Genomic DNA, 26,709 nt, shown 5'->3' with positions numbered 1-26,709 from the left:
CTCCTCGTTTCATCTCCCCGTCCGCGGACGGGGTGTCGCACTGCGTCGAGAACTCATCGCAGGGGGATGAGCCCGTCAGCTGCGGCAGGGTGGCGATCGTAGGTGAACGTACCCTAAATAGAAGATGAGTGAAAAACTATGTAGAGGTTGACACACACCCCTCGAATAAAGGTAGCCTAACCTCTGTAAGGCGGTGGGCTCCTCCGGCGTTCGCGGGTTGTGGTTCACGCACTGTGTGTCGGGTTCGACTGCAGCGCAGACGAACTCGTTGACCATCGGGGATGTGTGACTCGGACGTCGGCTTCGTGCTCGCTGCTGGGAGCAGCCCACGACATTCACGGTGCATTGCCCGCAGTGCACACCGGCGACGTCGTCATCGACTTCGAGCGCTTCTATGAGTCCGTGGAGTGGATGGCCGAGCAACTGGTCTTCTGCGGGGTCACTCCCGGGAGCCGGGTGGCACTCGCGATCCACACGGGTTGGGAGTTCGTCCTCGCGTGGCATTCGTTGCTGGAGGCCGACGTCGTGACGGTTCCGATCGTCCTCGGCCCACGCTGCAATGCGGTCGGCACTCAGGATGTCGGTTTCGTCTTCGCCCACATCGACCAGTGCGTCGAGGTCGAGGACTTCATCGAAGCCGTTGTGGCGCCGACTCGATCCCGGGTGCTGTACCGGGTTGCCGGTGATTTCGTACTCGTCGCTCTCGGACGGGCTGCTCCGATCCGCGAGGAGGGTGGTCTCGTCACCGACCTCGAAGCCGGGTCTGTCCACAGTGCTCGCCGCCTCGTGGCCGAGGCGGAATGGATGGCCGAGGACGACGGCGGTGTGCGGCGAGGTGCCCGTGTCCGACTGGAAGGGGATCTCGGCACCCGCGAGACCATGGTCCGAATTCTCGCGTGTGCGTCTGCCGGCGCATGTGTGGCGGTCGACGCGCCCTTCGGGATGCCCGAGTGGGGTGCCCCCGTCGCTCCGTGACCGATGCGCCCGATGCCTCAGCCCAGCGCGGCGGAGACCCGGTCGGCGAGGTCGGTCTCACGACGCCGGGCGAGGACGCCGAGGATGTCGTCGAGGGTGGAATCGTCGGGTAACCACAATGATTCCGCGAGTATCCGGGTGAGCCGGGACCTGGTGACGCGTTCCGGGCGACGTCCGATCCGGGTCAGGATGGCGTTGCCGGGTGACGTGCTCGAGTGCTCGGCCCGTCGAACGGCGAAGGTGCTCGGTCCGAAGTCGAGAAAGACCGCCGAACCGGCCGTGAGTTCGAGTGTGTCGATGAACCGCTTGATCGAACCCGTCCGTGCCTGAACCGACGCCCACGTGAAAGTCTGTGACCCCAGCGCGGTCTCGAGGACGACCGGGGTGCCGGGGCCGATGCCGAGGATGCCGGCGAGAGCGCTGGGAATGTTGAATCCTGTTCCGCGACACTGCGCCGGAGTGATCGTGGACGCCCAGTGCACGACGTCGTTCTCGCGGTACAGGCCGCGTGTCCGTCCAGGCGTCCGGCGGGGCCGATGTGTTCGTTCGCGCCGGGTGACAATGCCGCCGCGGGTCTGGAACTCGCCGGCCCCGGCGTACGCACGGATGGTGGCCTCGCTGACGTCGTGACGGCCGCGGATCGTCGCGATGACGTCGTCGAGAGGCGCGGCGCCGTCGCGGTCGGAGAGAATCGCATCGATCTGCAGATGGACCGGTTCGTATGGTGGGAGGCCCCACTCGACGAGGCCATAGCGGGTGCGGTCGGTCTTGACGATACGTGCGTCCGATGCGAGGGCGTTTCGAATACTGTTGTGGGCACGCGGGATCGACGATATCGCGTCCACGATCTCGTCGAATGTCAACGGCGCGCCGTGTATCGCGAGCGTCGCGACGACGATCTCCCCCGTCGTCGAGCGGGTGGCGATCGCGTGGCCGTCGAGCACTTCGTATCCCGCCCGCCGCAACCACCGTGCGGCCGAATCATCGGACAGGCCGAGGTGGTCGGCGATCGCGGCTACCGGGGGCACCTCGCCGGGGCGTGCCGCCGCCGCGACGGCTGACTTCGTGAACTCGGCGACCCTTCGGAGGCTGCCCCGGATGATCCAGTTCTCGCTCGTGCGCAGACCCGACGCCGCGGCCACCACTCGCCAGCACGGGGCCTCGAGGTCGCCCACCGGTGACCCGGCGAGCGTCGAGTCGCCGGTGAGCGCAGTGGCGTCCGCGATCGGCGCGGCCCGCCGGTCGATCATCGCCGACAGCTCGGAGAGAACCGGATCCGCGTCTATCAACGAGGCCAGACGGGCTCGGAGGGAGCGATCGATCTGGGTGATCCGCTCGCGGGACAGTCCGAGGATCTCGGCGACCTCCGACTGTGTTCGAGGGTGGGCGGCGTAGACCCGCTCGGTCAGCACCCGCCGCTCCTGGCCGGACAGTCCGGCGTCGAAGGCGGCGACCGCGTCGAGCGCCTGCCTGTCGCCCGGCGTCCGTTCCGACGCCGAGAGTCCGCCGGCATGCGCGGTCATGGGTGGTGCGTTCTCGTCCACCATCGGATTGTCCCCCGAGCACAAAGGTCCGGAGGAAGTCTGGCCTCCGCGACCGTTCCCGTTCGCCTCTCGCTTTCATAGTGTTCTGGATCACATCGACCACCACGAATTCGGAGGCAAGCCCGTTGACCAGCACGTACTTCGCATGGGATCTGACCCACCGCGCCGACACCCCGTGTGTTCGCGATGACGAGGTCGCCCTGGACTACGCCGGTTTCGCGCGGCGCGTCGAGGGTGTCGCCGAACAACTCAGCCGGGGTGGCGTTCGACGCGGGGACGTCGTGGCCACCTTTCTGCCCAACCGGATCGAACTGCTGGTCACGCTGATGGCGGCATGGCGGATCGGTGCGGTTGCCACTCCGGTCAATCCGGCATTCACCCCCGCGGAAGCCGAGTATCAGCTGACGGATTCGCGAGCACGGGTCGTCATCGGCACCCGCACAGCGGAACTGGGGTCCGGACTTGCCCGGTTCGACGTGGATGAGCTGGCGACGGGGCCGAGCGCGGACTGGCGGGGCTCAGAATCGCCGTCCGCCGACGACGACGCACTGCTCATCTACACCTCCGGCTCCACCGGCAGGCCCAAGGGTGTCCGGTTGTCGCACGGCAATCTGCACTACATGGCGTCGACGATGGTCACGCACTTCGGTCTCACCGAGGCCGACCACGCCCTCTTGGTGCTGCCTCTGTTCCACGTCAACGCCATCTGCGTGAGCTTCCTGGCGCCGATGCTCGCGGGCGGACAGCTGAGCATCACCGGAAAGTTCTCGCCGTCAAGGTTCTTCGATGATGTCGCACGCCTCACCCCGACATACTTCTCGGCCGTGCCGACAATCTACGCGCTACTGGTGTCGCAGGACGGACTGACAAGCGAGGCCATCGGGTCACTCCGGTTCGCGGTCTGCGGCGCCGCCCCGATATCGAGGGAACTCCTCGACCGGGTCGAGGGCGCTTTCGGGATACCTGTCGTCGAGGGCTACGGCCTGACCGAGGGCACCTGTGCGTCGGCCTGCAATCCGGTCGTCGGAGTACGCAAACTCGGGACGGTGGGCCCCGCGCTTCCGGGCCAGCGGATCTCAGTCGTCGACGAACAGGGCACGGAGGTGCCCACCGGTGAGATCGGTGAAGTGGTCATCAGTGGGCCGAATGTCATGCGCGGCTACCTGAACCGACCGGAAGCCACCGCGGCGACCATCGTCGACGGCCGACTGCACACCGGGGATGTGGGCCGGCTCGACGAGGACGGATACCTCACCCTGGTCGACCGCATCAAGGACATGATCATCCGGGGCGGGGAGAACATCTATCCCAAGGAGATCGAGAACGCCCTCGCGACCCACCCGGACGTGCTCGAGTGCGCGGTCGTGGGCGCGCCGGACGAGCTCTACGGCGAGTTGCCGGTCGCATTCGTCGTCGCATACCCGGGCCGCGCGGTGGACGCCGAGACGCTGGCTGCTCACCTCGCCGGTCGATTGGCAAAGGTCAAGCAGCCGAGCATCATCCAGGTCGTCGACCAACTCCCGCGAAATCCGGTGGGAAAGATCGACAAACCGGCGCTGCGATCCGGTCTCCGAAGTCCGCAGCCCATCTGATCTTCACGTCGACCCGACCTCGACGCCCGCGCTGGGCGCCGGGTCGGTGGCCGGCGCGCCGAGACCGGGAATGCCCGACCCGCATCACATCACAACCGACACACAGAACAAGACAAGGAGTGCGCACCAATGGGACTCACCCAACCAGACTTCCCCCAGGTGGACCCGGAGACATTTCTCCAGCGGCCGTTCTTCGACCGGATTCGCGTGCTGGGAGCACATTGGGCCGACCACGGTTTCGGGACACCGAAGATGGTCCATCTGATCTATCTGATGAAGGTCTTCGTCTTCTACGGAGGCGTCGGGATCGTGCTCGCGACGCTGACATCCGGACTGAACCCGCTGCATGTGACCGAGTGGTGGAATCAACCGATCGTCTATCAGAAACTGGTCTTGTGGACCGTGCTGGTGGAGGTCCTGGGCATCGGAGGGTCGTGGGGGCCGCTGGCCGGACATTTCAAACCGATGACCGGTGGCTTCCGGTACTGGCTGCGGCCACAGACGATCCGGCTCCCACCATGGCCCGGCAAGGTGCCCCTCACCAAGGGTGACTCCCGCACCGCGTTCGACATCGCGGTCTACGCGCTCATCCTCGCGAATCTTGCTGTTGCGATAGCACTCCCGGGTATCGTGTCGAACTCGCTGGACTCGGTGGTGGCCGACAATCAGGGACTGGTGAACCCCGTCCTGATGTACCCGCTCATCGCGTTGTTCGTCGTGATCGGCCTGCGTGACAAGGTCATCTTCATCGCCGCTCGCTCCGAGCAGTATCTCCCGGCGATGATCTTCTTCGGCTTCCTGCCCTTCGTCGACATGATCCTCGCGCTCAAACTGCTCATCGTGTCGGTCTGGGTCGGCGCCGGGATCTCCAAGCTGGGACATCACTTCTCGATGGTGATCCCACCGATGCTGTCGAACACCCCGTGGCTGCCGAGCAAGAAGATCAAGCGGGCGCACTATCGCAACTTCCCCGAGGACATGCGGCCGTCGAGGCTGGCCGGCGGCGTCGGGCACGTCCTGGGCACCATCGTCGAGGTCGTCACCCCACTGGTCTTGCTGTTCTCGACGAGCAGGTCGCTCACCGTGGCGGCGGTCGTCCTCATGGTGTGCTTCCACTTCTTCATCCTGTCGACGTTCCCACTGGCCGTTCCGCTCGAATGGAACCTGCTCTTCGCCTATGCCTCGGTGTTCCTGTTCCTCGGATTCCCGGCCTGGGACGGCTATGCGCTGACCGACACGTCGATGCCGTGGGTGATGGTGCTGATCGCCGCCGCGCTCTGCTTCTTCCCCGTGCTCGGCAATCTCCGTCCCGATCTGGTCTCGTTCCTCCCGTCGATGCGCCAGTATGCGGGGAACTGGGCGTCGGCCACCTGGGCTTTCGCTCCGGGTGCCGAGGAGAAGCTCGACCAGCACATCGTGCGGCCCGCGAAGAACACCCGCACCCAGCTCCTCGCGTCGTACCCGGCCGACGTGGCCGATGTCGTGATGCACCAACTGCTGGCCTGGCGTTCGATGCACAGCCAGGGGCGTGCGCTGTACTCGCTGATGATCCGTCATCTCGGCACCGACATCGACTCCTACACGCTGAGGGAGGCGGAGTTCTCGTGTAACTCGCTGGTGGCCTTCAACTTCGGTGACGGGCATCTCCACGACGAACGGCTCATCGCGGCGCTGCAGAAGCGGTGCGGTTTCGCGCCGGGCGAGTTCACGGTGGCCTGGATCGAGTCCCAGCCGATCCACCGGGGCACACAGCGGTTCAAGGTGATCGATGCGGCGCTGGGCGTCATCGAGACCGGAACCTACCGGGTGGTGGATGCGGTGAACGAGCAGCCGTGGCTGCCGAACGGCCCCATCCCGTTCCAGGTCGACTGGACTCTCGACGTTGACGCTCGCCGCGCCGTCACCGATCCTGAAGTGGTGCATGAACCGCAGATGCGCTCCGATGACCGAAGCGCGACGCCGGTCCGGCTGACGGATCAGGCGCCGCAGTGACCACAGCTGTCGTGGTCGGCGGCGGGCCCAATGGGCTCGCCGCCGCTCTGCACCTGGCGCGCAACGGTGTCGACGTGCAGGTCCTCGAGGCGGCCGAGGTCGTCGGTGGCGGGGCCCGGTCGGGCGAGCTCACGGTGCCGGGTGTCATCCACGACCATTGTTCGGCCTTCCACCCGTTGGGTGTGGGCTCGCCGTTCTGGTCGGAGGTCGGTCTCGAACGGTACGGGCTGGTGTGGAAGTGGCCCGACGCCGACTGCGCACATCCTCTCGATTCCGGTGAGGCCGGGCTGTTGTTCCGCTCGGTCGGCGCCACCGCGGCGGGGTTGGGCGCCGACGGATCGCGCTGGCAGGCGATGTTCGGTGATCTGGCCCGGCATTTCGACGATCTGGGCGACGATCTGCTCCGTCCGGTCATGCACGTGCCCGGTCACCCGATCCGGTTGGCGTCGTTCGGGCCCCGAGCCGTCCTGCCTGCCACCGTCATCGCGCGCTGGTTTCGCACCGAGCGTGCCCGCGCGCTGTACGGCGGGATCGCGGCACACCTGTTCTCCCGGTTGGACCGCCCGCTCACCGCGTCGCTCGGGCTGATGATCGCCGCGAGCGGACACCGTTACGGATGGCCGGTGGCCGAAGGCGGTTCAGGGGCGATCACCGCGGCGATCGTCGGCGCACTACGGGATTCGGGCGGCAAGATCGAGACCGGTGTCCGGGTGAGCTCGCGTGCCGACCTGCCGCCGGCGGACATCACGTTGCTGGACTTGTCCCCGGCGCAGGTCCTCTCGATCTTCGGCGACGAGATGCCGGCTCGAATCCGACGCTCGTACCGGCGTCACCGGATCGGGTCGTCGGCGTACAAGGTCGACTTCGCGATCGACGGGGACATCCCGTGGTCGAATCCGGATTGCCTGCGAGCCGGGACAGTGCACCTCGGTGGGAGTTTCGACGAGATCGCCCACACCGAGCGACAGCGAGCGGCCGGTGTGATGGTCCCACGGCCGTTCGTCCTGCTCGGTCAGCAGTACATCGCCGATCCCGGTCGCAGTGCGGGCGGCATCAATCCGATCTACGCCTACGCGCACGTCCCTCGAGGCTTCGACGGGGATGCCACCGAGCAGATCGTCGCGCAGATCGAGAGATTCGCCCCCGGATTCCGTGACCGGATCGTCGCGACCGCGAGCACTGGTACCGAACAACTCCATGCCTCGAACGCCAACTTCGCCGGCGGCGACATCATCGGCGGAGCGAACGACGGGTTGCAGATGGTCCTACGGCCCCGTGCGGCGCTCGATCCGTACGCGATCGGAGTACCGGGTGTGTACATCTGCTCCCAGGCCAGCCCGCCAGGTGCTGGTATCCACGGGTTGTGTGGGTACCATGCCGCCGAGTCGGCATTACGGTACGCACGGTCGACACGATGACCGCCTCGCGATCGTCCCGTGCGCTGTGGACAGCGGGAGACGCCGCGCGCGACCGGCTCGCCGGAGTTCCCGCGGCAGCCGGTTCCGAACTGCTCGAGCAGGCGGCCGTGATCGCGAAGACGTTGCAGGAGAACGTGTCCGACATCGTCTCCGAGTTGAGTGCGATGATGGCCCGGGAGATCGATCAGCTCGACACCGACCCCAAGCTGGTGGAGTTGCTCGAGGCGAGCGTGCACGGCAACGTCTCCACGATCATCCACGTCCTGGCGAACGACATCCCGATCGAGCACCTGCAACCGACCACCGCCGCGGTGGAATACGCGTTGCGACTGGCGCAACGGGACGTGCCCTCGAACTCGCTCGTCCGGGCCTACCATCTCGGGCAGAACAGCGTGATGCGCCAATGTTATCGATTGGTCGAGGATCTCGATCTCGACGCGGGTCAGTCGATGGCGTTGACCCGGCACATCTCCGATGTGCTGTCCGGTTACATCGATTGGATCTCCCTGTACGTGTTCGAGGCGTACGAAGATGAACGCCGGCGGTGGCTCGGGGTCGAGGGCAACGTGCAATCAGCGGCCATCCACTCGTTCCTCGACAGCGCCGAACCCGATGAGCGGGCCTTCGAGTCCGAGACCGGTTATCCACTGGACCGGCGGCACGTCGCGCTCATCCTCTGGTCCTCCGACGATGAACCGCGCGAACTGGTGACGCTCACCCACGCGGCCCGCGAACTCGGTACCCGACTGGGCGGAGGCGCACCACCGATCGTCACCGCGATCGACCGTTCGACGGTCTGGGCCTGGATTCCCTTGGTCGGGCGGGACATCACCGACGACTCCTCCGTGGTCACCGTCCGCTCGACCGTGCCGGCGGGGATCCGAGTCGCGGTGGGACTGCCTGCATCCGGGGCGCGAGGATTCCGGCGAACCCACGAGCAGGCGCGCGCCGCCTACTCGGTGGCGACCATGCCGGGTGGTACGGCGGATCGGGTGATCGGATTCGGAGACCGGGGTGTGGCCGTGGTGTCCCTGCTGGCACGGGATCTCGAGTCGACGCGGGCCTGGGTCCGGGAGGTCCTGGGCGGGCTCGCCGAGGACACCTCGACCGCGAACATGTTGCGGGAGACCCTGTCTGTCTACTTCGCCACCAAAGAGAGCCACCTCCACACCGCCGAGCGGCTCAACCTCCATCGCAACACGGTGAAGTACCGGGTCGGCAAAGCACTCGCCGAGGTCCCGGCGGACCGCGATCGCCTGGATCTCGCTCTGGCACTGACGGTCTGCGAATTCCTCGGGCCGGTGATGTTCGTGCGGTGAACGTGGGCGTTGGCGTCCGGTGTCCGGGTGTCAGGCCCGTCCGTCGGACGGCTCGATGTCGCCACGGAACCGCCCGGTGATCTCGTCGATCTTCGCGCCGGTCGTGGGTGCGAAATGCGAGTCGTCGAACCTGGGGGAACCGTCGACGTGGAGGTCGTAACGCTGGAGTTGGTCTCGCACCGGGTCTTTCATCTCGGCGAAGACGAGTGTGATGGCGTGGGTGCGGAGATAGTCGTCCAGTTCGACGAGTTCGTCGACCGCGGTGGCATCGATGTCGACGATGGGTTCGGCCGCGATGATCACGGTGTGCAGTTGTCGGCCCGCTGTTCTCGCCTCGCGGACCTTACCGCGGACGTAGTCGTCGAACATGCCGCCGTTGGCGAAGAAGAGTGGTGCATCGAACCGGATGATGAGCACACCGTCGATGCGTTCGGCGTCGGGATGGCGGGTCACATCGTGGTAGCCGCGTAGACCCGGAACCCGCCCCAGCTCCGTCCGGTACGGACGCCACGCGAGATTCACGAAGGCGATGAACGACAGGCCGATCGCCACCAGGATGCCTTGCAGGACACCGATCAGCGCAACACCGAGGAACGCGGCGATCGACAGCGCGCCCTCGACCCAGTTGGCGCGGAACAGCGCCACCACGCCGGAGATGTCGATCAGCGAGATTGCCGCGGCGATCACGACGGCGGCCAGCGCTGCCGACGGCAGGTAGGCGGTGACTCCCGGTGCGACGAAGATGAACACGACGATCAGGAGCGCCCCGACGACCGCGGCGAGTTGCGATTTGGCCCCGGCCTGTTCGGCCACCGGGGTCCGGGACGACGACGCCGAGATCGCGAACCCGCTCAGGAACCCGGTGGCGATGTTGGCGGTGCCGATGGCCGCCATCTCCTGGCTGCCGTTGACCTGGTCGCCGGCTCGGGCAGCAAAGGTCCGGGACAGCACACTCGTGTCGGCGAAGGCGATCAGTGCGATACCGACAGCCGGGCCGATGAGGCTGATGACGTCGTCGACGGTCACGCCCTCCAACGACGGTGACGGGAACCCGCGGGGCATGGCGCCGACGACCGGCAGATCGTCGGACCATCCGAACACCGCCACTGCGACGATCGAGGCCACCACCGCGACGAGGACACCGGGAATGGCCTTGCGCCAGAACTTGAGCGCGAAGATCAGGACGAGGCATGCGATGCCGATGGCCGAGGGGAGCAGTTCGGCCTCACCGGACGCGACACCCTTGACGATGTTGACCGCCTCCTGGATGACGGAATCGCCGTCGACGCTGAACCCCAACAGCTTCGGCAGTTGGCTGAGCACGACGACGAGTGCGATTCCGTTGAGGTAACCGATACGGATCGGCTTGGACAGGAGATCGGTGACGAAGCCGAGCCGGAGCAACCCGCCGATCAGCAGGACCAGGCCGACCTCGATGGCCAGTACGCCGGCGAGCGCGATCCGTTCTTCGTCGAACGCCGCGAGCGGGATGATCGACGCCGCGATGATCGGGGCGAGCGACGAGTCGGGGCCGAGGACCAGGATGCGGGACGGTCCGACGGCGGCATACACGAGCAGCGGTATCACCGTGGCGTAGAGCCCGGTGACCGGCGGCAACCCGGCGACTTCGGCGTATCCCATACCCGCGGGGATCAGCAACGCCGTCAGCACGATACCGGCGACGATGTCGCCCTTCAGCCACGACTTCTCGTAACCGCGGAGCACTCCCAACCCGGGCAGGAGCCGTGAGACCGTTTCCGGTTGCATCAGGCGATTATGGGCCTTCCCGGCCGCGTCGGCACGCCTTTGCCGAGTGGATATCGTGCCGGATTCGACCGGGTCAGGCGGTGACGGTCCGGGCGACGCTTCTCGAGGCCGATGTCCGCGGCGGGATCACGGGTGACAGCGCGAGGGCGATGGTGCCGGTGACCGTGAGATGCGCGGGAACCTCGGCGTGCAGGGTGCGACGATGGCGGGAGAGGTCGACCACGGTGAGGTCGGCCATGGTGGCGCCCGCGAGGTGCGTGCCGGGGAAAGCGACGTCGAGCACCGCGGAGTGCAGGGGGAGAGCGGCGTCGACCTGGACGACGACGCGGCCGTGTGCGGCAACCGCAGACGTGATCCGGGTGACCAGGGTGGGGAACCACACCGAGGTCGGGCACAGGGACTGGCAGACCGGTTGGCCCGCGGTGTCGAGGTAGAACGCGATCTTGCGGTGCAGGGATTCTGCGCGGAGCGAGAGATCGCCGGCGACGACATCCGTGCCCGACGCGTGCAGCGTTGTTCCCCACGTTGTCGTCTCGAACGTTCTGGTCACGGTGACACCTTTCAGTGAGGGCAGCATGTCGAACAAGGTCACCGGATCAGATCTACTCCGTGAAATGGTGTCGGGGAACAGATCCTGGCGCTAAGAGTTCGTCAATTCGGCTGCTGCGACGCGAGCATCTCGAGCGCGACGTCCCGAGCGGCGTCGAGCGCATCGGGTTCGACGCCCATGCCGGCGGTCACCAGCGCGCCCTCGTGCAGGATGAACAGCCGTTGCGCCAGTGTGTTCCCGTCGGAGACACCGGCATCCGCCGCGATCGAGCGGAGCAGATCCCGTAGCTCGTACTTCTGCCCGACGATGATCGGATAGGCCGGATGGTCGGGATCGCTGATCTCGGCGTGCGCGTTGATCATCGCGCACCCCTTGTGGCCTCGGTCGGCCGACCAGTCCCGCGTGGCGTCGAAGACCGCGGAGAGTTGCGCGCCCGGAGTCGCGTCGGCTGCGTCGAGCCGGGAGCGGAGGAATTCCTTCCAGGTGGCGTTGCGGGCACGTAGGTACTCGACCACCAACTGTTCCTTGGAACCGAAACGGTCGTAGAGGGTGCGCTTCGTGACGCCTGCCGCCTCCGCGATGGAGTCGACGCCGACCGCATGGATCCCGCGCTCGTAGAACAGCGAGGAGGCCGCGTCCAGGATGAGGCGGGCCTTCGGCGTCCAGTCCACGGTCGCCGGTGCGGCCTCGTGATGAGTGGGCACATGACAAAGACTACACCGATCGGTAAGGTCGGCGAACATGCAGACTTCACAGATCGGTATACCCGCGCGTTGGGCGACGTTTGCGATGTCGGCGGTGTTCGTCATCTGCTGGTCGTCTGGATTCATCGGAGCGAAACTCGGCGCCGGGGCGGCATCGGTGCTCACTGTGCTCATGTGGCGCTTCCTGGTTGTGGCGGTCGTGCTCGGGGGTGTCGTGTACGTCCTGTGGCGGCGGCGTGGTCTGGCGACGATGTCGGCGAGGTGGCTCGGTTCTCAGCTGGTGATCGGGGCCCTCTCGCAAGCGGGTTACACCGTCACCGTGTACTGGGCGATCGCGCTGGGCGTCAGCACCGGCACGACGGCACTGATCGACGGCGTCCAGCCGCTCGTCGTCGCCGCGATGGCTGGGCCGTTGCTCGGGGCGGTCACCCATCGACGCCAGTGGTGGGGACTGCTCGTGGGAGCGGCCGGCGTCGTCGTGGTCACCTGGTCGGACGCGGCATCGTCGGCAGGTGCGCCCTGGTGGGCATACCTGGTTCCGCTGCTGGGGATGGCCGCCCTCGTCGCGGCCACCTTCCTCGAGCGGCGCGTCGACGACTCACCCTCGCCTGTCGTCGTCTTGGCGATCCACTGCGGAGCGTCCGCGGTGATCTTCACCGTGGCAGGGCTTCTCGCGGGAGTGGCGATGCCGCCGGCAGACGGCGCCTTCTGGTTGGCCATCGTCTGGCTGACGGTGCTGTCCACCTTCGGCGGCTACGGGTTGTACTGGGTGCTCCTACGACGATCCGGCGTCACATCGGTGAACACGCTCATGTTCCTCATGCCGCCTGTCACCGCTGTCTGGGGCACCGCGATGTACGGCGAACCCTTCGGCTGGGCAACGGCTCTCGGGCTCGTGATGGCATGCGGCGCCACCTGGGTGGTGAATCGTGCGGCACCGCCGCCCGAGGCACGTGATCGGGGAGAGGCCGAAGCGCGTACGGCAACCGCTGCTCCCTGAGGTCGGGCGTTGCACCTCACCCGGCGGGTTCGTCCGTGCGGTCTCCGTCGGCGCGCCAGGTCACCGTGACCGGGACCTGGTCGTCCCACGGTTGGCGGGTGACGAGGTCGGCGACACGCACGTACCCGCGCTCGAACTCGCCGATCGCCGGGTCGACGAGACGGTACTCCTGCGTCTGACGGTGAATGGGTTGCGCGTCGAGCAGCACGATCCGAACTTCACCGGGCTCGAAATGGCAACGTCGCTGCAAGGATTCGATGAGTTGCTCGTTCGAGAGATGCCCGTCCCCGAAATTCCACCCCATCGCCGTGCTGCAGATGCGTTCGCCGTCGGTGAGGACGTACTGCTCTTCGGGCGTCGGGTGCATCGCTCGGTGCGCCAGCGTGAACAGCGCCCGACCGTGACTGTTGAACGAACGGAACGCATATCCCATGTAGAGCGGGATCTGGGCTGCTTCCGGGCTGCCGTAGAAGCGTTCGAGTTGTGCGGCCGGCATGGACGCGATGGCGACGATGCCCTGCTCGATCTTCGCCGACGCCGACGGTTTGATGCACCACAGGCCGGTGTCCCAGTTGCCGGCGTAGTACCGCATTCCCGGCAGGAACGAGACCTTGCGCGGCATCAGATTCCCGACGACGACAGTGCCGGCGGAGACTGCGAAGAGCAGTATCGGCCAGGGCGATTGGAGATCGGTCAGTCCGATGCCGGGGTGACCGAGGAAGATCGCCACGATCCCGAACATCATGAAGACGTTCCATTCCAACGGAACGCCCATCGGGATCGACGACAGGATGCCGAAGTGGAAGACGAGCATGATGGTCGCCGCGATCGCGGTCACCCATCCGCCGTGCGAGAAGAACAGGACAAGCGGGACGAGGCCCTCGATCGCAGTCGAGAAGTGGGCGATCCACCGCGAACGACGCCCTGGCCTCAGGTCATCGGGGAAGTTCTCGAAGAACTTGCGCTTGATCTTCGGCGACCGCCAGATCGGGTTGTTGGACATCATCGTCGCGATGACGAAGGGGAAGTGTTTGTTCAGCTTCGACGTCGCCGCCCCGAGCCAGATGCAGAGGAATACCAGCTTCGCGGCGATGATCATGTCGACACCGCTGAAGAGGAACGCGACCGTGAACGCGCCGTAGACCTCGCCGCGCGCCGCCAGGAACACGGTCTTGTCCCGGAGACCGATCGCCGCGAGCAAGCCCACCACGGCCCAGATCTGCCAGCTGGGGAGGACGCCGACCGTCGTGTCCAGTTCGGGGATCGCGCCGGAACCCGGGCTGAACAGCGCGATGACGAGGACGACGAGCAGCGCGCCGTAGAGGACGACATCGACCGGACCACGAGAGTCTCCTGCGGTCAACGGGATCCGCGGCCACGGTGGTTGACGGATGGTCTTCGGGCGCAACCAGTAGAGAATCGAACCCAGCGGTGGGAAGAACCGGTTGTTCAGCGGACCGAACCCACATCCGAGGCCCACGACCTCGAACAACATGGTGTAGAGCACGATCTTCTGGAAGACGATCGGCTCGTTGTACCAAGTCGTGACGTCGAAGAAGCCGTCGACGCCGGGGGTGCTGAGCACGATGACCCAGCCGATGAGGATGTAGGCGAGGATCTTGCCCACATAGAACAGGTGTAGGGCCACCGGCGTCCCGAACCCGACTTCGGCCCAGTGCCGGGCCATCGGCTTGATCTTCTCCGCGCGAGAGCCCCGGCTCCACGTCGGGAAGTCGATCTCCGGGGTCGTCTGTTTCAGGAATCCCATCGTCGGAGAACCTAGCAAACCAAGTGCTTGCTTGGCGCCAGTTCGGTTGTCTGGGCGACAGCGACCGTTGTCGTGTGAACCGTGGTCTACTGAATGGATGATGTACGTCGTGATCGCCGTCTTCGTGGTGGTCATGGCGGCGGCCCTCGTCGTGCTGCTGGGCATGGCGATCGGCGCGTTCTCGGCGATGTTCACCGGCATGCGTGACGACATCCGCAGCCGGAGGGCGGCCACACGGTCGAAGGCAGGCGGCCCACTCCCGGCGCGCGCACCCGAGGAATACTCGGCGGACCCGTTGGCCGAACTCGCCGACACGCTTCGGGTGGCGCAGGCCCGGCGGTGGGAGTCATGCGAGTCGATTCGACAGCGCCTGGACGTCGATCCCTCCGACGGCGGGGAGGGCGATCCCGGCGGGTTCATCCTCCGAGCCCTGGACATCTGGTGTGGTCGATCGCTCGAGGGGTTCGACGATGGGCCCGATGATGCGGGAGGTCGGGCTCAGGCGTGCAGACGTGCCGTGGACGAACTCGAGGGCTTCTCGTCCGACCCGATAGGTCAGATCGCATGGACGACCGCGTCGGTTGCCGAACGCATCGACGGTCTCCCCGCGTGGCGCCTCGACTTCTTCGATCGCCACTCGGTGCGCGTCGACCTGAGCGGTGAGGTCACCGCCATCGCGAACGCGGCCGTCGGCCTTCGCGACCAGTTCGCCATTCTCGGCGACGCGCCGGCGGGGCACCTGGCCGCCGACCCGGAAGTGGTCTCCACGTTTGCCGAGAAGTCACTACTGCTGTCGGGCCGCCTCGACGAACTGGTCCGGCGCCTGGAGGCGTTCGCCGGTTACGAGCAGATCGTTGCGCAGATCCAGCATCGGCAGGAGAAGCAGGCGTGGCTCGACCGTGTCGGCGGGATCAACGATTTCGAGCATGTCGTCGCCACCGAATGGGATCGCGCGGAGGCCGACCGGGTACGGCACATGGCCGACGAATCGGATGTGCTGGCCTCGATCTACCTCGATGAGATTGCGCCGCTGGCGAAGTCGTTGAAGCGCAACTGACCGAGACCGGTCGGTGTGCTCATCGCGGGGCGGTGACGATCTGGAACAGGACCTCCCGGCGGACGTCGAAACCCAGTTGCTCGTACAACCGGATCGCGCTGACATTGCGGGCATCGGCATGAAGGATCGGGGTGTCGCCTCGGTCCCGGATGCGGTGTGCCAGATCGAGTACGAGTCGTGAGGCCAGCCCGAGGCCGCGAAACTCCGGGTCGGTGCACACCGCGCTGATCTCGGTATACCCCGGAAGCCCCAGCCGTTCGCCGCCCATCGCGATGAGACGACCGTTGCGTCGAATCCCGAGGTAGGTGCCCATCTCGATGGTGCGAGGACGGAACGGGCCGGGGCGGGTCCGTTCGACCAGATCGGTCATCTCCGGCACATCCGCAGGTGTCAGGGGCACGGCCTCGTCGTCGCGCCGCGTGTCGACGCCTGCATCGATCATCTGTACTCCGGGCAGGTCCATCGTCGTATCCCATTCGTCTGGTGGACGATTGGTGACCACCGGCAAGAACAGGGAACCACCCGGACCGACGAGTTCGGCGGCGTCCGACCAGTCCTGCGCGGTGGGAGAGTCGGGGAGAGCTGCCATGGGGCAGACGTCGGGGTGATACCGCAGAGCCGAACCGTGGCGCTGTGTGAAGTGGGCGTGCGGACCGGTGAGCGCCGCGAGAACCGGGTTGTCGAGCAACGCGTGACCGGTGCTTCCGTGTTCGGGTACCCGTTCGTCGGTGATGCGGTCGGTCACACGGTGACGATACGCCCACACGGTGCGGACATCGGTGGTGGCACGTCGGGGTGCGGGGTTGCACGTGGGTGTTGAAGCCTGTGGATGTATTCGGGAACGTGATCGGCCCGCGCTGTTACTGTCCGCCGTGTGAATTCGCCCTATCGGCCGGGATACTCTCACCGCCCGAATCCCGGAACTCCCTGGCCCACCCCGGTCCGCATCCCGCCTTCGGCGTCCCGGTGAACCGCTCCGCCGCCACGGAAGCAACGCCATGCCGACTCCCAGATGGCCCGGCAGTGCCGACACCGCCTGCCTCTCAGCCTCGTTCTCCTGTCGCGGGTGAGAGCTGACGGCTATGGACTCGTTATGTCGACGAATGGCTCGCGGGTCAGAGATCCAGCAACCGTGGGGAACCGATCGATCCAACGATCTGCCGGCCGGACTTGTTGTCGGTGCGTTCGTAGTGGGCGGCGGCCGCCCGAGTGGCCTGCTCGATGTCCCCCAGTTTGCGTGACAAGTTATTGGTGAAGCGTTCGGAACGGTCCATGAATTCGTCGAAGCCGTGCGATGCACGCGTCGCCCAACCGGCGCGGCACCCGGCCATCGCGGTGTCGCTGCTCTGTAGTTGCGTGTTGGCCACATCGCCGGTGGCCGAGATCGTGCGAGCTGCCGACCACAGAGCCTCTGGATCGACCTCGACCCGGTCAGTAGACATCCGACCCCCCGTCGCCAGCATGTACCTTCTCTGCAGTGCGGTGAACTCTACCCGAGGTACTGCGTGAATGAAGTCGGCGGGCAGCGGGTGATCCCCGCCCACAGGGTCAGGGGCTCGATGATGCGTGGACGTTTGGTGACTGCGCTGTCGCCGAGTCTGGAAGCGACTCTCGAGGAGTACCGCGGGGTGCGGGCGTCGCTCGCCGAGCAGATCGAGGCGATCGCGCCGGGGGTGCGGTTTGTCTCGACGATGAAGCCGAGGGATCACTACCCGGATCACCGTCGACCGTGTTCCGGCGAGTGGTTGGGCACAGATGGTCGAAGCGTGGGCCTTGCGATGTGGGCTTCTGCCGTGCCGATCGGTGAGGAGGCGTGGTAGGAAGTTGTGACGATTGTCCGCACGGCCGCCAGGGATCGGGGGATCGTTTACGAATCGGCGGTCAAGAGTGTGCCGGGTGACCGGGAGACCCGTTTCTCCAACTCGGAGAACGCCGAGATAGATCTGTCGTCGTTCAAGCGGCGGTGTTGTCGATCGACCCGGTGAGTAGACATCGGACCCCCCGTCGCCAGCAGGTACATTCCCTGCAGTGCGGTGAACTCTTTCCGAGTCTGCTGCGCGAAAGCGGGGTCGGAGGCGAAGGTGTGCCTCGTCGGACTGGGTCAGGGGGCCTGTTGATGCGTAGGCGATGTTTGAGTGCGCTGTTGGTGGTTGGTGTGCTCGTCTCGGGGTGTTCGACGGTCAATCAGGCGACGTTCGGTCCGACCGAGGAGGTGTCCGCGGAGCGGCTTGCGGAGCTGAATGGTCAGCTTCGTGAATTGCCGAGTTTGGAAGCGACTCTTGAGGAGTACCGCGGGGTGCGGGCGTCGCTGGTCGAGCAGATCGAGGCGATCGCACCGGGGGTGCGGTTCGAGTCGACGATGGACCCGCGTGACCATTACCCGGACCACCGTAGGCCGTGTTCCGGCGAGAGGTTGGACACTGACGGTGTGACCGTCCAGCTGGATGCGCGAGTCTCGGATGTGCCTATCGGTGAGGAAGTCTGGCCTCAGGCGGTTGCTTTGGTACGCACCGCGGCAAGGGATCGTGGGATCACGTACGAGTCGTCGTTCAAGAACACGCCTGGTAATCGGGAGATTCGTTTCACCAACTCAGAGAACGCCTCCTTGAAGCTCATGTCGTTCAAGGCGGCGGTGTTATCGATCCGCACGCCGTGCCGGCTCCCCGTAGGTCCGGCGGTACCGACCCCACCCAGTTTGCAGACGGACGTGACACCCGCAGATGAAGGCTGAAGCCGATGGATCTGGCCACCATTGATGCCTGGAACACCGGGGCGCTGGACACGATGGCCGACTCGCTCGGGAAGCGGGTGACCACGGTTTCTGAGGTCGACGACGCTCTCCGAACAGCGAGCCGTTTGCCGGGTTGGTACAGCGAGGGAGCAGACTCCGCTCGCCAGCTCTACACACTGACCGCGGACGATCTCCGCGACGAGGCGGCCGTCCTGGGCGCGGCGCGGCAGCTAGCGGTTGAGACATCGTCGGCGGTCAATCATCTCAAAGGTCGGTTGGCCGGCCTTCGCGGCCAAGCCGCAGGTGCTCGGATGACCATCCACAACGACGGGTCCGTCACCGCGGCGCCGACGTCAGAGCAGGACGATGACGAGGCCCGGGAGGGACTGCGCAAGTCCTTGGAGACGGCGGCAAAAGCACTGATCACGCAGGCGGCCGACATCGATGGTGACGCCGCTGGGGTGTTCGATGCGATCCGGAACGGCACGATCTCCGCCCACGGAGCCGCTTCAGTAGACGAAGCGATGAAGGCCGGCGCTGACCAGGGCGGACTGACCGCCCTCGAACCGCCCAAGGACAAGACTCCATACGAGGTGAAAGCCTATTGGGACGCACTGTCTCCTGAGCAGCAACAGGAACTGTTGCGTGATCGTCCAGAGCTGCTGGGGAATGTCGATGGCATTCCCTCGGCTGTCCGGCACGAGGCGAATGTGGCGCAACTGGGCCCGGTGCTGAAGCAACTCGAGGATCGTCGCGATCAACTGAAGGAACAGATCAAGTTGTGGGGTCTGTTCAGCAACGAGGACGCTGAGCTCGAGCAGGTCGAAAAGAAGATCGACGACGTCAAGAAGTTGCAGGAGTTGATCGGCGCCAACGAGTGGAGCCCAGACAATCCTCTCGGTCGGATGCTACTTGTCATGGACATGTTCACAGCTGAACAAGGGAAGGCGGCGGTCGCACTGGGGAATCTCGACGACGCCGAACATGTCTCAGTGACAACCCCGGGCCTGGATACCAATATCCGCAACAGCTTCGGCTCGATGCTCGGCGAGTCCGATGCGCTTCGGAACGAGACCCTGGACGAGTTGCGAAATGTCGGTCGCGGCAACGAGAAGGTCTCGACAATTTCGTGGCTCGATTTCGAACCGCCAGACAACGACAGCAGCCGCTTTCCTGGGATCCCCTATCTCGAAGTTGCACAACAGGACCGTGCCAGCGATGGTGCGACCGACCTCGCGAACTTCTACCGGGCGATCGACGCCACATCGACCAAGGATGATCCGCATATCGTCGCGTTGGGTCATTCCTACGGGTCGCTGACACAGGGACTTGCACTACAGGACCCCGGTGGCCACCCAGTTGATGAGGCCGTCTTCTACGGATCTCCTGGGTTCGAGGCCAACGACGAGCCCGAACTCGGTCTCAAGGACGGGCACGGTTACGTGATGATGGGCACGAGCGACTTCATCGAACATGTCGGCGGCGGACCGAACGGCCCGGCGCCGGTAGAGACTAAACTCGAGCACCTTGATGTGAACAGCCGGGCCACCGCCGACGGCATCGAACGCGAGGGTGCGTACATCCACTCCGACTATCCCCGAAACGGGCAGAACGGTGAGTTGCGGGTGTCCGGTTACCTGATGGCTCGGATTCTGGCCGGTTTGTCCCCGGAGTGAGCGCGGCTCTGGGGCGCCGGAGGTCGGTCACCTGCACAACAGTCGATTCAGCTGGTCTCCGGTCGACGCCAGTCGATGTCGGTGCGGGAGAGTGTCGTGATGTTGTTGCGGCCCAACCAGACCGGAGTACTGACTGTTTGTGTGACGTACAGCCCGCGGCGTGCCGCGACGACGCGGTCGTACTGGCTCGGCCAGTTGATCTCGGTGGCGATCCCGTCGAGTGTCGTACGTCCACGGTCAAGCGCGCGTTGCACGTGGACCGGCGCGGGCAAGCGGTCGGACTTGTTGATGTTGCAACTCTGACAGGCGGTCACGAGATTGGCCAGTCCGTCGATGCCCAGGCGTGACCACGGTAAGACGTGATCTACGTGCCGAAGGCGTGTTGTCGCTGTCCCGCAGTAGAAGCACGACGGGCCGAACTCGTCGACCAGAGCTTCTCCTGCTCGCTGCAGGGATACTCGGTCGGTACCGAAGAGGTGGCCGACCAGGTCCGGACCGTCGTCGAGGATGGCCTTGTTCATTCGACGCACGTCATCCACCCAGGCGAGTTGAAAAGCCGGTTTGAGCAAGGGGGCAAGGCGCGCAAGGGAGAGACAGACACCGGGGAACAGCGTGAGCCTGTTCCCGTGATTGATGACCGCTCTTCGCGAGTCGGTCCCCATCCACGAGTCGTCATACAGGAAGCGTTCATTGGTATCGCCAGATGTCAAGTTCTGCAGGAGTTTCAGTGGATAGCGGACGAGGGTTCGCTTCACACTGGCATGGGCGATCAGGTATGTGTCCGACCTGCGCGAAGCGAAGAGCTCGGCTGTGCCCTGGCGTGGCCCGGTGGTCTGGGACCGCAAGACGGCGACCGCGTCGAAGATGACCCCTCGACCATCGCTGGATTGACGCAACTGGTTGCCGTCGAGGGGTCGCAACTGACGCCAGTACAGTTCGATCACTCGGCTCGTGAGTTCATCCAGGTCGATGTCCACCGGCGCCTCGGTGTCCTCGGGAACGGACTCGACGGCGAGGTCGAGTAGCGCCACGAGCACTGCGAGTTTATAGGTTGCTGTGCGCCTTCCGTTCTCGAGAACGGCGACGAGCTTCTGGCCGAGAGTCAAGGGATCGGCGGGGACGGACACCCAAGAAGCTTACGACTCTGCCAGTGGCCGCATGTGCTCGACGACTTTCGCCCAGTTCTCGAATCCTGGCCGGCCGAAATGAATGTGGTTCCCCTGGAAGTCTTCGACACCGCGGGCGGTGCGATCGTCGATGATGAAGTCACCTCGATTGAGGTTTTTGTGGTGCGAGAGGATCAGTCGCTTGTGGGCGCGGGAGTCCTTCTCGCGTCCGAAGTGCATTTTCACCCACAGCAGCTTCTCGGTCCAGGCGAGGGGATTGTCCCAGGGGCGGTGGACAGGATGTAGGTGTCGAACAGTCGCGACAGGTCGTCGAAGGCTTCGATGGCGCCGGGCATGGGGTTCATCAGAGAGAAGATCCCGGGAACGTCGTCGAGTCGGCCCTCGAATCGTGTGTGCTCAGTTGCGCTGAGTTTGTCTATGCCGGACTGGAAATCGACGAGCGTGTTGTCCATGTCGATGTAAAGGATCTTCTTGGTCGTACCCACCGGTGCCTCTGTCATGATGTGCGATTCCCTCTGCGCTGGATCAGTTGTGACGATGGCTCATTCCTCCGACAACGTTCGGGCCGTGACCACGGTCGAAAAGGGGCTCGAACACCTGACACTCACAGAGTAGGACGGGGGTATGACAGTTTGACCGTTTCGCGTCGGCACCGCACAAGGCTGGGCGGGTGCATGTGATGCACCCGCCCAGCCTCTTTCGGATCTCGACCAGAAGGTCGCCGAGTCCGACAACACCGTAGAACTCAGTTCAAGATGATCTCCACGGGCACGGTGTTGCCGAGGGTGTGCCCGACCGGTGAGCTCGCCTGGACCTTGGCGTGCAGCTCGTCGAGCTTCTCGCGGGGGGCGTCGGAGTCGATGGTGACTCTCGCGGTGATGGACTCGAACCCCGCATGGCCCTCCGCCAGGCCGAGGAAGACGTGAAGGTCGAGGTCGCCCTTCAGATCGATTCGCAGATCCTTGAGTTCGATGCCCGCCGTCGTGGCGTTCGCGGCGTAACCGACGGCCAGGCAGTTGCCCAACGCGCCGAGTAGTTGCTCGACGGGGTTGGGCGCCGTGTCGCCGCCCCCGAGTGCGGCGGGCTCGTCGGATGCGATCGGCGAGAAGTTGCGAATCCGGGCCGCCGATGCGAACGAACCGTTCCACTGGACGTGCGCGGCCCACGTCGTCTGAGCCTTGGTGGCGTCGCCCTGGATCGCTTCGACCAGTTGGCCGACGGCGGCGATGTCCACGTCATTGAGGCGGGTGGCGGTCTCGGTCATGGTGCTCCTTCGACGGTCTGGTTGCCGACGAAGTTAGTGGGCGACGCGGTAACCGGCGAGGTTCTGCGTCAGGCTGGGCGGAAGCCTTCACTGTTGTCGCACGGGAGCGCATCCTGCGCGTCCAATGGACGTCAAGCTCAGCTGATCGGGAGAGCACTCAGTTGCCGTGGATCTCGCGACATTGCTCGACACTGTTCGTCTCGAGACATTTGGCCCACTCCCGTTGCTCATCGGCCCACGGATGGCTGGGTTCCTGACCAGTGTCGAGTCGCCAGTGATAGTTGTCGCAGACAATCGAGTTCCCGTTGACGTCTATCGCTGTGCGTCCGATGTCCGCGCCGATACATCGGTCTCCCACGGAGGGCCCGACGGGCGTAGTCGGCAGACCCGGGTTGGGTGCGACGCCCGGAGTACGGGACCAGACCGCGCCGTCGGTGCCTGCAAACCGTGAGCAGTAGGCCACGGCGCCATCCGGAAACTGCGCGGTTGCTCCGCGCGGGCCGCACTCCGCGCCCTCGGCGACAACGGGCACTACGGGGGCAGCCACTATCGGTGGAGCGAATGTCGTCGACGCGGAAGAGGGAGAGGGCGATGTCGCCGGCGCGGCGATGACACTGGAGTAGGCCGCTGACGTGGCGACGCTGCGTGCGCTGGATTCGACCGTTGCAGACCGATCGGCGGCGCACCCGGCCATGGCGAGGAGGGGCAGTCCGATCACCGCGACGAGGCGACAAGAGTGCGCGGCGTTGGTCAACACGGGTTGGGTTCACCGATCTTGACTGCGGAGAGGACCGCTTCGCCTTCGGTAAAAGATGTACCGGGGCTGGGTGTTTGGCCGACGACGATCCAGTTGCTGTCGAGCATCTGTGACCTGCCGCGACCGGTGGCATCCTCGCTACGCGAGAAGAAGACTCCGGTGGCCTGGATCGCGTTCTGCGCGTCTTGCAGGTTCATGCACACGACGTTCGGCATGATCGATGCCTCATCGACGGTCGGCGGAGGAGCGGCAGTAGTTCGCTGCGGAGTGGTCGCAGGCTGGGGTGGGGACGTCACCTCGCTCGTTGTCGGCGACGCTTCCCCGATGGCCGACTGGGTGGTCGTCGGCGACTCCGTTTCCTGTTCCGCGGTACTGCACGCGGCACCGGTCGCGAGTATCGCAACGAGAGAAACAGCAAGGGAAAAGTGTCGAGCGCGCATGGGTCCTCGTTTCGGTAAAGCCCGCGAAGTGCGAACCCGAACCGTAGGGCGCAAAAGGTGACTTGCGTCGACTGTCGGTGCAATTCGGTTTGTTCAGACGAACGGGTTGGTCATCAGAAACCTCGTGTTCCGACGGTGCCGACCACCAACCCGACGTACTTCGGGGACTCAAGGTGCGGCGCAGCACTTCGGTTTAACCGCCAGACTTCAACTCGACAGACAGACCTCGATCGAAGTCTGTCAGTCGAGTTGAAGTCTGGGAGTGAGGGCGAACAGCGGCTGGGTGGTGGCATGAGCGCACCGAACCCGCTAGATTGTTCAGCATGCTGAACAATGTCGAGGTGCCTAGAGCGTGCCGCCACTCGCCGAGGACTGAGGGGCGAGTGTGACACCTGCGGAACAGGTCTCGATTCCACTGGCGCTGTTCGACTTCGTGCCGGTGGTCTTCGGTGCTCTTGGGGCATTCATCGTCGCGCGCCGAATCGGCTGGCTCCCTGCGTATGTCGGCGCCGCCCTTATCTTCGCCGGTGGATTCGCGAAAGCTACTTGGAAACTCCTGGCTGCCTCCGGCGTTGCTGACATCCCCAGGCTGGCGGAGGGGTTGTTTCCACTCATGGGATGCGGGTTTCTGCTGCTCGCCGCAGCTGCGTGGGGAGTCCGCAACCTCGCGGTCGCTCTCCTTCTCATGGGTCTGGCGGCTGTTGGTGTGGCGGTACCGGCGATCGCGGACTGGTACCTGATCGCGGTGATACTCGGATCGACAGCGCTCTACGCCGCCCTCGCTCGCGACGCGTGGAAGGTCCGTGATCTCACGACGGTGGCGCTGCTCGCCGTGTGCCTGGTGGCGGCTTACACGCTGGGGCCGCTGGCGGGTCGAGAACAGACGCTGTCGCTGCAGTGGCTCGAGCAGTCGATCAACGCGGTCGGCCAGGCAGCTTTCGCGCTCGCCGCTTGGCGGCTGACGCGTGTGGTTCGCTCGGATGCGGCACCGGGCGGGACCGGGGTGCTGACGCAGCGCAGCGTCTGACGCAGCACGCCGACTGAAAATATCGCCTGTCTACCAGGTGATCTCGATCTCCAGCTCGGATTCGTCCTCGCCCCGCTCGATCTCGAGCTTCAACTGGACCCTGGCCGGGATGTCCACGCGGACGGTCTTGTTGTTCTCCACGAAGGACACTTCGTTGTGTCGCGCGATGGCGTCCGCGAGTTCGTGAATCTTCTTCGCCGCCTCCTCGCGAGTCAGTTCCGTCTTGGTCTTGTGCTCGAACAGTTCGTCGCTCATCAGTCCATCTGAACCGACCGGATGGGTCCGGTCAAGCGACATGCGTGCCGAGAAACGCCGACCCCGTGACACGGACACCTTCTGGTCACCCGCGCTTCACGATCCATTGAAAGTGCTGCGCGACCCTGAGGATCATGACCCAACCCGAACGAGTCGGCACCCCGTCACGACGCACGATTCTGCGCACCGCCGCTGCAGGCGCGCTGCTCGTCCCGGTCGGATCGGCGATGGCGGCCTGTGGGTCGTCGAATACTGGTTCGGCGGCGCCGAGCCTAGTCCGGAATCGCCCCGTTCTCACTCATGGAGTGGCCTCCGGGGAGGTCACCAGCGGAGGGGCGCTCGTGTGGGCGCGGTCAGACCGTCCGGCGACCATGATCGTCGAGACGGCGTCGAGCGAAACCTTCAGCAATGCACGGAAACTCCGTGGACCGATGCTCACTCCCGCCGGCGATGGGACCGGCCGACTGCGGGTGGCCGGTCTGGAACCCGGGCAGACCGTGCACTACCGCGTCACTCTCGAAAGTGAGGACGGGGCGCTGTCCGAACCGGTGACCGGCGTCTTCACCACCGCTCCGGTGCGAGAGAGGGACATCAGGTTCCAATGGTCCGGCGACGTGGTCGGTCAGGGGTGGGGAATCAACCCCGACATGGGCGGGATGACCATCTTCGGCACCATGGCCGATCGCGATCCGCAGTTCTTCGTCCACTCCGGCGACGCCATCTACGCCGACAACCCCGTCGAACCGATGCAAGAGCAAAATGACGGCAAGGTCTACCGCAGTATCACCAGCCCGGCGAAGGAACAGGTGGCGCAGACCGTCGACCAGTTCCGCGGGAACTACGCATACAACCTGACGGACCATCATTTTCGACGCTTCGTCGGGTCTGTCCCGCAGCTGGTGCAGTGGGACGATCACGAGGTCGTCAACAATTGGTTCCCGGGCGAGAGCCTCGCGGGGCAGGGGCGCGAGGGTTACACCGAGATGAGCGTCGATGTGTTGGCGCGCAATGGACGTCAGGCCTGGCAGGAATGGCAACCCGTCGAGATCGGCTCCGTTGATCGTGTGTATTGCAAGGTCTCGTACGGCCCGCTGCTGGACGTTTTCCTTCTCGACATGCGCAGCTACAAGGACCCGAATCCCGATGCCTGGTCGGAAGACAACGCCGACGGTCTACTCGGCGCCGAACAGACGCAGTGGCTCATCGACGGACTCCGGGGTTCGCGGGCCACGTGGAAGATCGTCGCCAACGACCTGCCGCTGAGCATCGTCGTAGAGGACAAGAACACGACACCGGCTGATGGCCCGAAGGCGATGGAAGCAGTCGCGCAGGGAGACGACGGTGACCCGCTCGGTCGTGAGATTGCATTCTCCCGCATCCTTTCTCAGACGAAGAACGTTCCGAACGTGGTGTTCCTCACCGCCGATGTCCACTACGCCGCCGCGATCTCCTACGAGCCCGACCGCGCGGGCTTCCAGGACTTCTCGCCGTTCTGGGAGTTCGTGGCCGGACCACTGCACGCCGGAGCGTTCCCCGAGAGTCCGCTGGACCGTACATTCGGTGCCGAGTACGAGTTCGTTCACGCGCCGACGGAGTCGAATGTGTCGCCGGCCGAGGGGTTCCAGCACTTCGGTGAGGTCACGATCGACGGCAGGACCAAGGTGCTGAGTGTGACTCTGGTCGACGCATCGGGAAAGGACCTGTACCGAAAGGACCTCGAGCCGGCGTCGTGACGACCCGTTGACA

23 protein-coding genes and 1 pseudogene are annotated in these 26,709 nt (G+C 65.2%); 12 read left to right on the top strand and 12 right to left on the bottom strand.

What is annotated here, in order from left to right:
• Positions 1-354: 354 nt before the first annotated feature.
• On the top strand, positions 355-975 hold the full coding sequence (locus AB4Z55_RS26205; protein WP_369521065.1) for a hypothetical protein: 621 nt from the start codon (positions 355-357) through the stop codon (positions 973-975).
• 17 nt (positions 976-992) lie between these two features.
• On the opposite strand, the gene AB4Z55_RS26200 is transcribed toward AB4Z55_RS26205, so the two are convergent.
• Positions 993-2,498, bottom strand: a complete 1,506-nt coding sequence (locus tag AB4Z55_RS26200) for a sigma factor-like helix-turn-helix DNA-binding protein (protein WP_369520962.1) — start codon at positions 2,496-2,498, stop codon at positions 993-995.
• Between the two features lie 146 nt (positions 2,499-2,644).
• On the opposite strand from AB4Z55_RS26200, the gene AB4Z55_RS26195 reads away from it, so the two are divergent.
• The 4 genes from AB4Z55_RS26195 (at position 2,645) to AB4Z55_RS26180 (ending at position 8,840) form a co-directional block, all read left to right on the top strand.
• Positions 2,645-4,111: a class I adenylate-forming enzyme family protein gene (locus AB4Z55_RS26195; protein WP_369520961.1), complete on the top strand. Its 1,467-nt coding sequence runs from the start codon at positions 2,645-2,647 to the stop codon at positions 4,109-4,111.
• Between the two features lie 129 nt (positions 4,112-4,240).
• Positions 4,241-6,103, top strand: coding sequence for a DUF3556 domain-containing protein (locus AB4Z55_RS26190; protein ID WP_369520960.1), 1,863 nt, complete (start codon positions 4,241-4,243; stop codon positions 6,101-6,103).
• The gene (locus AB4Z55_RS26185; RefSeq protein WP_369520959.1) at positions 6,100-7,521 is read left to right on the top strand and encodes a phytoene desaturase family protein; all 1,422 of its coding nucleotides are present in this window, start codon (positions 6,100-6,102) and stop codon (positions 7,519-7,521) included. The genes AB4Z55_RS26190 and AB4Z55_RS26185 overlap by 4 nt, the downstream gene beginning before the upstream one ends.
• Positions 7,518-8,840 carry a PucR family transcriptional regulator gene (locus tag AB4Z55_RS26180; protein ID WP_369520958.1) on the top strand — a complete coding sequence of 441 codons (1,323 nt, stop codon included), beginning with the start codon at positions 7,518-7,520 and terminating at the stop codon, positions 8,838-8,840. Before AB4Z55_RS26185 ends, AB4Z55_RS26180 begins: the two co-directional genes overlap by 4 nt.
• A gap of 30 nt (positions 8,841-8,870) precedes the next feature.
• Here AB4Z55_RS26180 and AB4Z55_RS26175 read toward each other — a convergent pair whose 3' ends face one another.
• The 3 genes from AB4Z55_RS26175 to AB4Z55_RS26165 form a co-directional block, all read right to left on the bottom strand.
• Entirely contained in the window at positions 8,871-10,607 is a 1,737-nt protein-coding gene (locus AB4Z55_RS26175; protein WP_248644388.1) for a SulP family inorganic anion transporter, read from the bottom strand.
• Between the two features lie 73 nt (positions 10,608-10,680).
• Positions 10,681-11,157: a hypothetical protein gene (locus AB4Z55_RS26170; RefSeq protein ID WP_167550892.1), complete on the bottom strand. Its 477-nt coding sequence runs from the start codon at positions 11,155-11,157 to the stop codon at positions 10,681-10,683.
• A 101-nt stretch (positions 11,158-11,258) separates the two neighbouring features.
• The gene (locus AB4Z55_RS26165) at positions 11,259-11,828 is read right to left on the bottom strand and encodes a TetR/AcrR family transcriptional regulator (RefSeq protein ID WP_369521064.1); all 570 of its coding nucleotides are present in this window, start codon (positions 11,826-11,828) and stop codon (positions 11,259-11,261) included.
• Between the two features lie 70 nt (positions 11,829-11,898).
• Between AB4Z55_RS26165 and AB4Z55_RS26160 the strand changes: the two genes are divergently transcribed.
• Positions 11,899-12,861, top strand: a complete 963-nt coding sequence (locus tag AB4Z55_RS26160) for a DMT family transporter (RefSeq protein ID WP_239402061.1) — start codon at positions 11,899-11,901, stop codon at positions 12,859-12,861.
• Positions 12,862-12,877: 16 nt separating this feature from the next.
• On the opposite strand, the gene AB4Z55_RS26155 is transcribed toward AB4Z55_RS26160, so the two are convergent.
• Positions 12,878-14,629, bottom strand: coding sequence for a DUF3556 domain-containing protein (locus AB4Z55_RS26155; protein WP_369520957.1), 1,752 nt, complete (start codon positions 14,627-14,629; stop codon positions 12,878-12,880).
• A gap of 97 nt (positions 14,630-14,726) precedes the next feature.
• On the opposite strand from AB4Z55_RS26155, the gene AB4Z55_RS26150 reads away from it, so the two are divergent.
• Positions 14,727-15,686: a hypothetical protein gene (locus AB4Z55_RS26150; RefSeq protein WP_369520956.1), complete on the top strand. Its 960-nt coding sequence runs from the start codon at positions 14,727-14,729 to the stop codon at positions 15,684-15,686.
• A gap of 19 nt (positions 15,687-15,705) precedes the next feature.
• Here AB4Z55_RS26150 and AB4Z55_RS26145 read toward each other — a convergent pair whose 3' ends face one another.
• Positions 15,706-16,431: a GNAT family N-acetyltransferase gene (locus AB4Z55_RS26145; protein ID WP_369520955.1), complete on the bottom strand. Its 726-nt coding sequence runs from the start codon at positions 16,429-16,431 to the stop codon at positions 15,706-15,708.
• A 370-nt stretch (positions 16,432-16,801) separates the two neighbouring features.
• The gene (locus AB4Z55_RS26140) at positions 16,802-17,128 is read right to left on the bottom strand and encodes a WXG100 family type VII secretion target (RefSeq protein ID WP_369520954.1); all 327 of its coding nucleotides are present in this window, start codon (positions 17,126-17,128) and stop codon (positions 16,802-16,804) included.
• A 117-nt stretch (positions 17,129-17,245) separates the two neighbouring features.
• Here AB4Z55_RS26140 and AB4Z55_RS26135 point away from each other — a divergent pair, with 117 nt between their 5' ends.
• The 3 genes from AB4Z55_RS26135 to AB4Z55_RS26125 all read left to right on the top strand — a co-directional run bounded on the left by AB4Z55_RS26135 (position 17,246) and on the right by AB4Z55_RS26125 (position 20,093).
• Positions 17,246-17,506, top strand: coding sequence for an LppA family lipoprotein (locus AB4Z55_RS26135; RefSeq protein ID WP_369520953.1), 261 nt, complete (start codon positions 17,246-17,248; stop codon positions 17,504-17,506).
• Between the two features lie 311 nt (positions 17,507-17,817).
• Positions 17,818-18,417 (top strand): LppA family lipoprotein, encoded by a 600-nt coding sequence (locus tag AB4Z55_RS26130; RefSeq protein ID WP_369520952.1) that lies wholly within the window; start codon positions 17,818-17,820, stop codon positions 18,415-18,417.
• Between the two features lie 5 nt (positions 18,418-18,422).
• Positions 18,423-20,093: an alpha/beta hydrolase gene (locus AB4Z55_RS26125; RefSeq protein ID WP_369520951.1), complete on the top strand. Its 1,671-nt coding sequence runs from the start codon at positions 18,423-18,425 to the stop codon at positions 20,091-20,093.
• A gap of 47 nt (positions 20,094-20,140) precedes the next feature.
• Here AB4Z55_RS26125 and AB4Z55_RS26120 read toward each other — a convergent pair whose 3' ends face one another.
• From AB4Z55_RS26120 to AB4Z55_RS26105, 4 genes and pseudogenes are all read right to left on the bottom strand, one after another.
• On the bottom strand, positions 20,141-21,220 hold the full coding sequence (locus AB4Z55_RS26120) for an HNH endonuclease (protein WP_369520950.1): 1,080 nt from the start codon (positions 21,218-21,220) through the stop codon (positions 20,141-20,143).
• Between the two features lie 9 nt (positions 21,221-21,229).
• A pseudogene (locus AB4Z55_RS26115) lies at positions 21,230-21,720 on the bottom strand (hypothetical protein).
• 245 nt (positions 21,721-21,965) lie between these two features.
• Positions 21,966-22,484: an OsmC family protein gene (locus tag AB4Z55_RS26110; protein ID WP_369520949.1), complete on the bottom strand. Its 519-nt coding sequence runs from the start codon at positions 22,482-22,484 to the stop codon at positions 21,966-21,968.
• 750 nt (positions 22,485-23,234) lie between these two features.
• Positions 23,235-23,456 carry a PASTA domain-containing protein gene (locus tag AB4Z55_RS26105; RefSeq protein WP_369520948.1) on the bottom strand — a complete coding sequence of 74 codons (222 nt, stop codon included), beginning with the start codon at positions 23,454-23,456 and terminating at the stop codon, positions 23,235-23,237.
• A gap of 610 nt (positions 23,457-24,066) precedes the next feature.
• Here AB4Z55_RS26105 and AB4Z55_RS26100 point away from each other — a divergent pair.
• Positions 24,067-24,708: a hypothetical protein gene (locus tag AB4Z55_RS26100; RefSeq protein WP_369520947.1), complete on the top strand. Its 642-nt coding sequence runs from the start codon at positions 24,067-24,069 to the stop codon at positions 24,706-24,708.
• 30 nt (positions 24,709-24,738) lie between these two features.
• Here AB4Z55_RS26100 and AB4Z55_RS26095 read toward each other — a convergent pair whose 3' ends face one another.
• Positions 24,739-24,963 carry an amphi-Trp domain-containing protein gene (locus AB4Z55_RS26095; RefSeq protein ID WP_369520946.1) on the bottom strand — a complete coding sequence of 75 codons (225 nt, stop codon included), beginning with the start codon at positions 24,961-24,963 and terminating at the stop codon, positions 24,739-24,741.
• Between the two features lie 134 nt (positions 24,964-25,097).
• Between AB4Z55_RS26095 and AB4Z55_RS26090 the strand changes: the two genes are divergently transcribed.
• Entirely contained in the window at positions 25,098-26,696 is a 1,599-nt protein-coding gene (locus AB4Z55_RS26090; protein ID WP_369520945.1) for an alkaline phosphatase, read from the top strand.
• The last annotated feature ends 13 nt before the right edge of the window (positions 26,697-26,709 follow it).

Source organism: Gordonia sp. ABKF26, from assembly GCF_041103195.1.
In the GTDB taxonomy this organism is placed as follows: domain Bacteria; phylum Actinomycetota; class Actinomycetes; order Mycobacteriales; family Mycobacteriaceae; genus Gordonia; species Gordonia terrae.
The sequence above is the reverse complement of the archived record's forward strand: the minus strand, read 5'-3'. Positions and strand labels throughout refer to the sequence as shown.

Coding starts and splice junctions, on each gene's coding strand:
- AB4Z55_RS26200 (WP_369520962.1), bottom strand. CDS start 2,498: ATGACCGCGCATGCCGGCGGACTCTCGGCGTCGGAACGGACGCCGGGC.
- AB4Z55_RS26190 (WP_369520960.1), top strand. CDS start 4,241: ATGGGACTCACCCAACCAGACTTCCCCCAGGTGGACCCGGAGACATTT.
- AB4Z55_RS26180 (WP_369520958.1), top strand. CDS start 7,518: ATGACCGCCTCGCGATCGTCCCGTGCGCTGTGGACAGCGGGAGACGCC.
- AB4Z55_RS26175 (WP_248644388.1), bottom strand. CDS start 10,607: ATGCAACCGGAAACGGTCTCACGGCTCCTGCCCGGGTTGGGAGTGCTC.
- AB4Z55_RS26160 (WP_239402061.1), top strand. CDS start 11,899: ATGCAGACTTCACAGATCGGTATACCCGCGCGTTGGGCGACGTTTGCG.
- AB4Z55_RS26155 (WP_369520957.1), bottom strand. CDS start 14,629: ATGGGATTCCTGAAACAGACGACCCCGGAGATCGACTTCCCGACGTGG.
- AB4Z55_RS26150 (WP_369520956.1), top strand. CDS start 14,727: ATGATGTACGTCGTGATCGCCGTCTTCGTGGTGGTCATGGCGGCGGCC.
- AB4Z55_RS26140 (WP_369520954.1), bottom strand. CDS start 17,128: ATGTCTACTGACCGGGTCGAGGTCGATCCAGAGGCTCTGTGGTCGGCA.
- AB4Z55_RS26135 (WP_369520953.1), top strand. CDS start 17,246: ATGATGCGTGGACGTTTGGTGACTGCGCTGTCGCCGAGTCTGGAAGCG.
- AB4Z55_RS26125 (WP_369520951.1), top strand. CDS start 18,423: ATGGATCTGGCCACCATTGATGCCTGGAACACCGGGGCGCTGGACACG.
- AB4Z55_RS26110 (WP_369520949.1), bottom strand. CDS start 22,484: ATGACCGAGACCGCCACCCGCCTCAATGACGTGGACATCGCCGCCGTC.
- AB4Z55_RS26105 (WP_369520948.1), bottom strand. CDS start 23,456: ATGCCGAACGTCGTGTGCATGAACCTGCAAGACGCGCAGAACGCGATC.
- AB4Z55_RS26095 (WP_369520946.1), bottom strand. CDS start 24,963: ATGAGCGACGAACTGTTCGAGCACAAGACCAAGACGGAACTGACTCGC.
- AB4Z55_RS26090 (WP_369520945.1), top strand. CDS start 25,098: ATGACCCAACCCGAACGAGTCGGCACCCCGTCACGACGCACGATTCTG.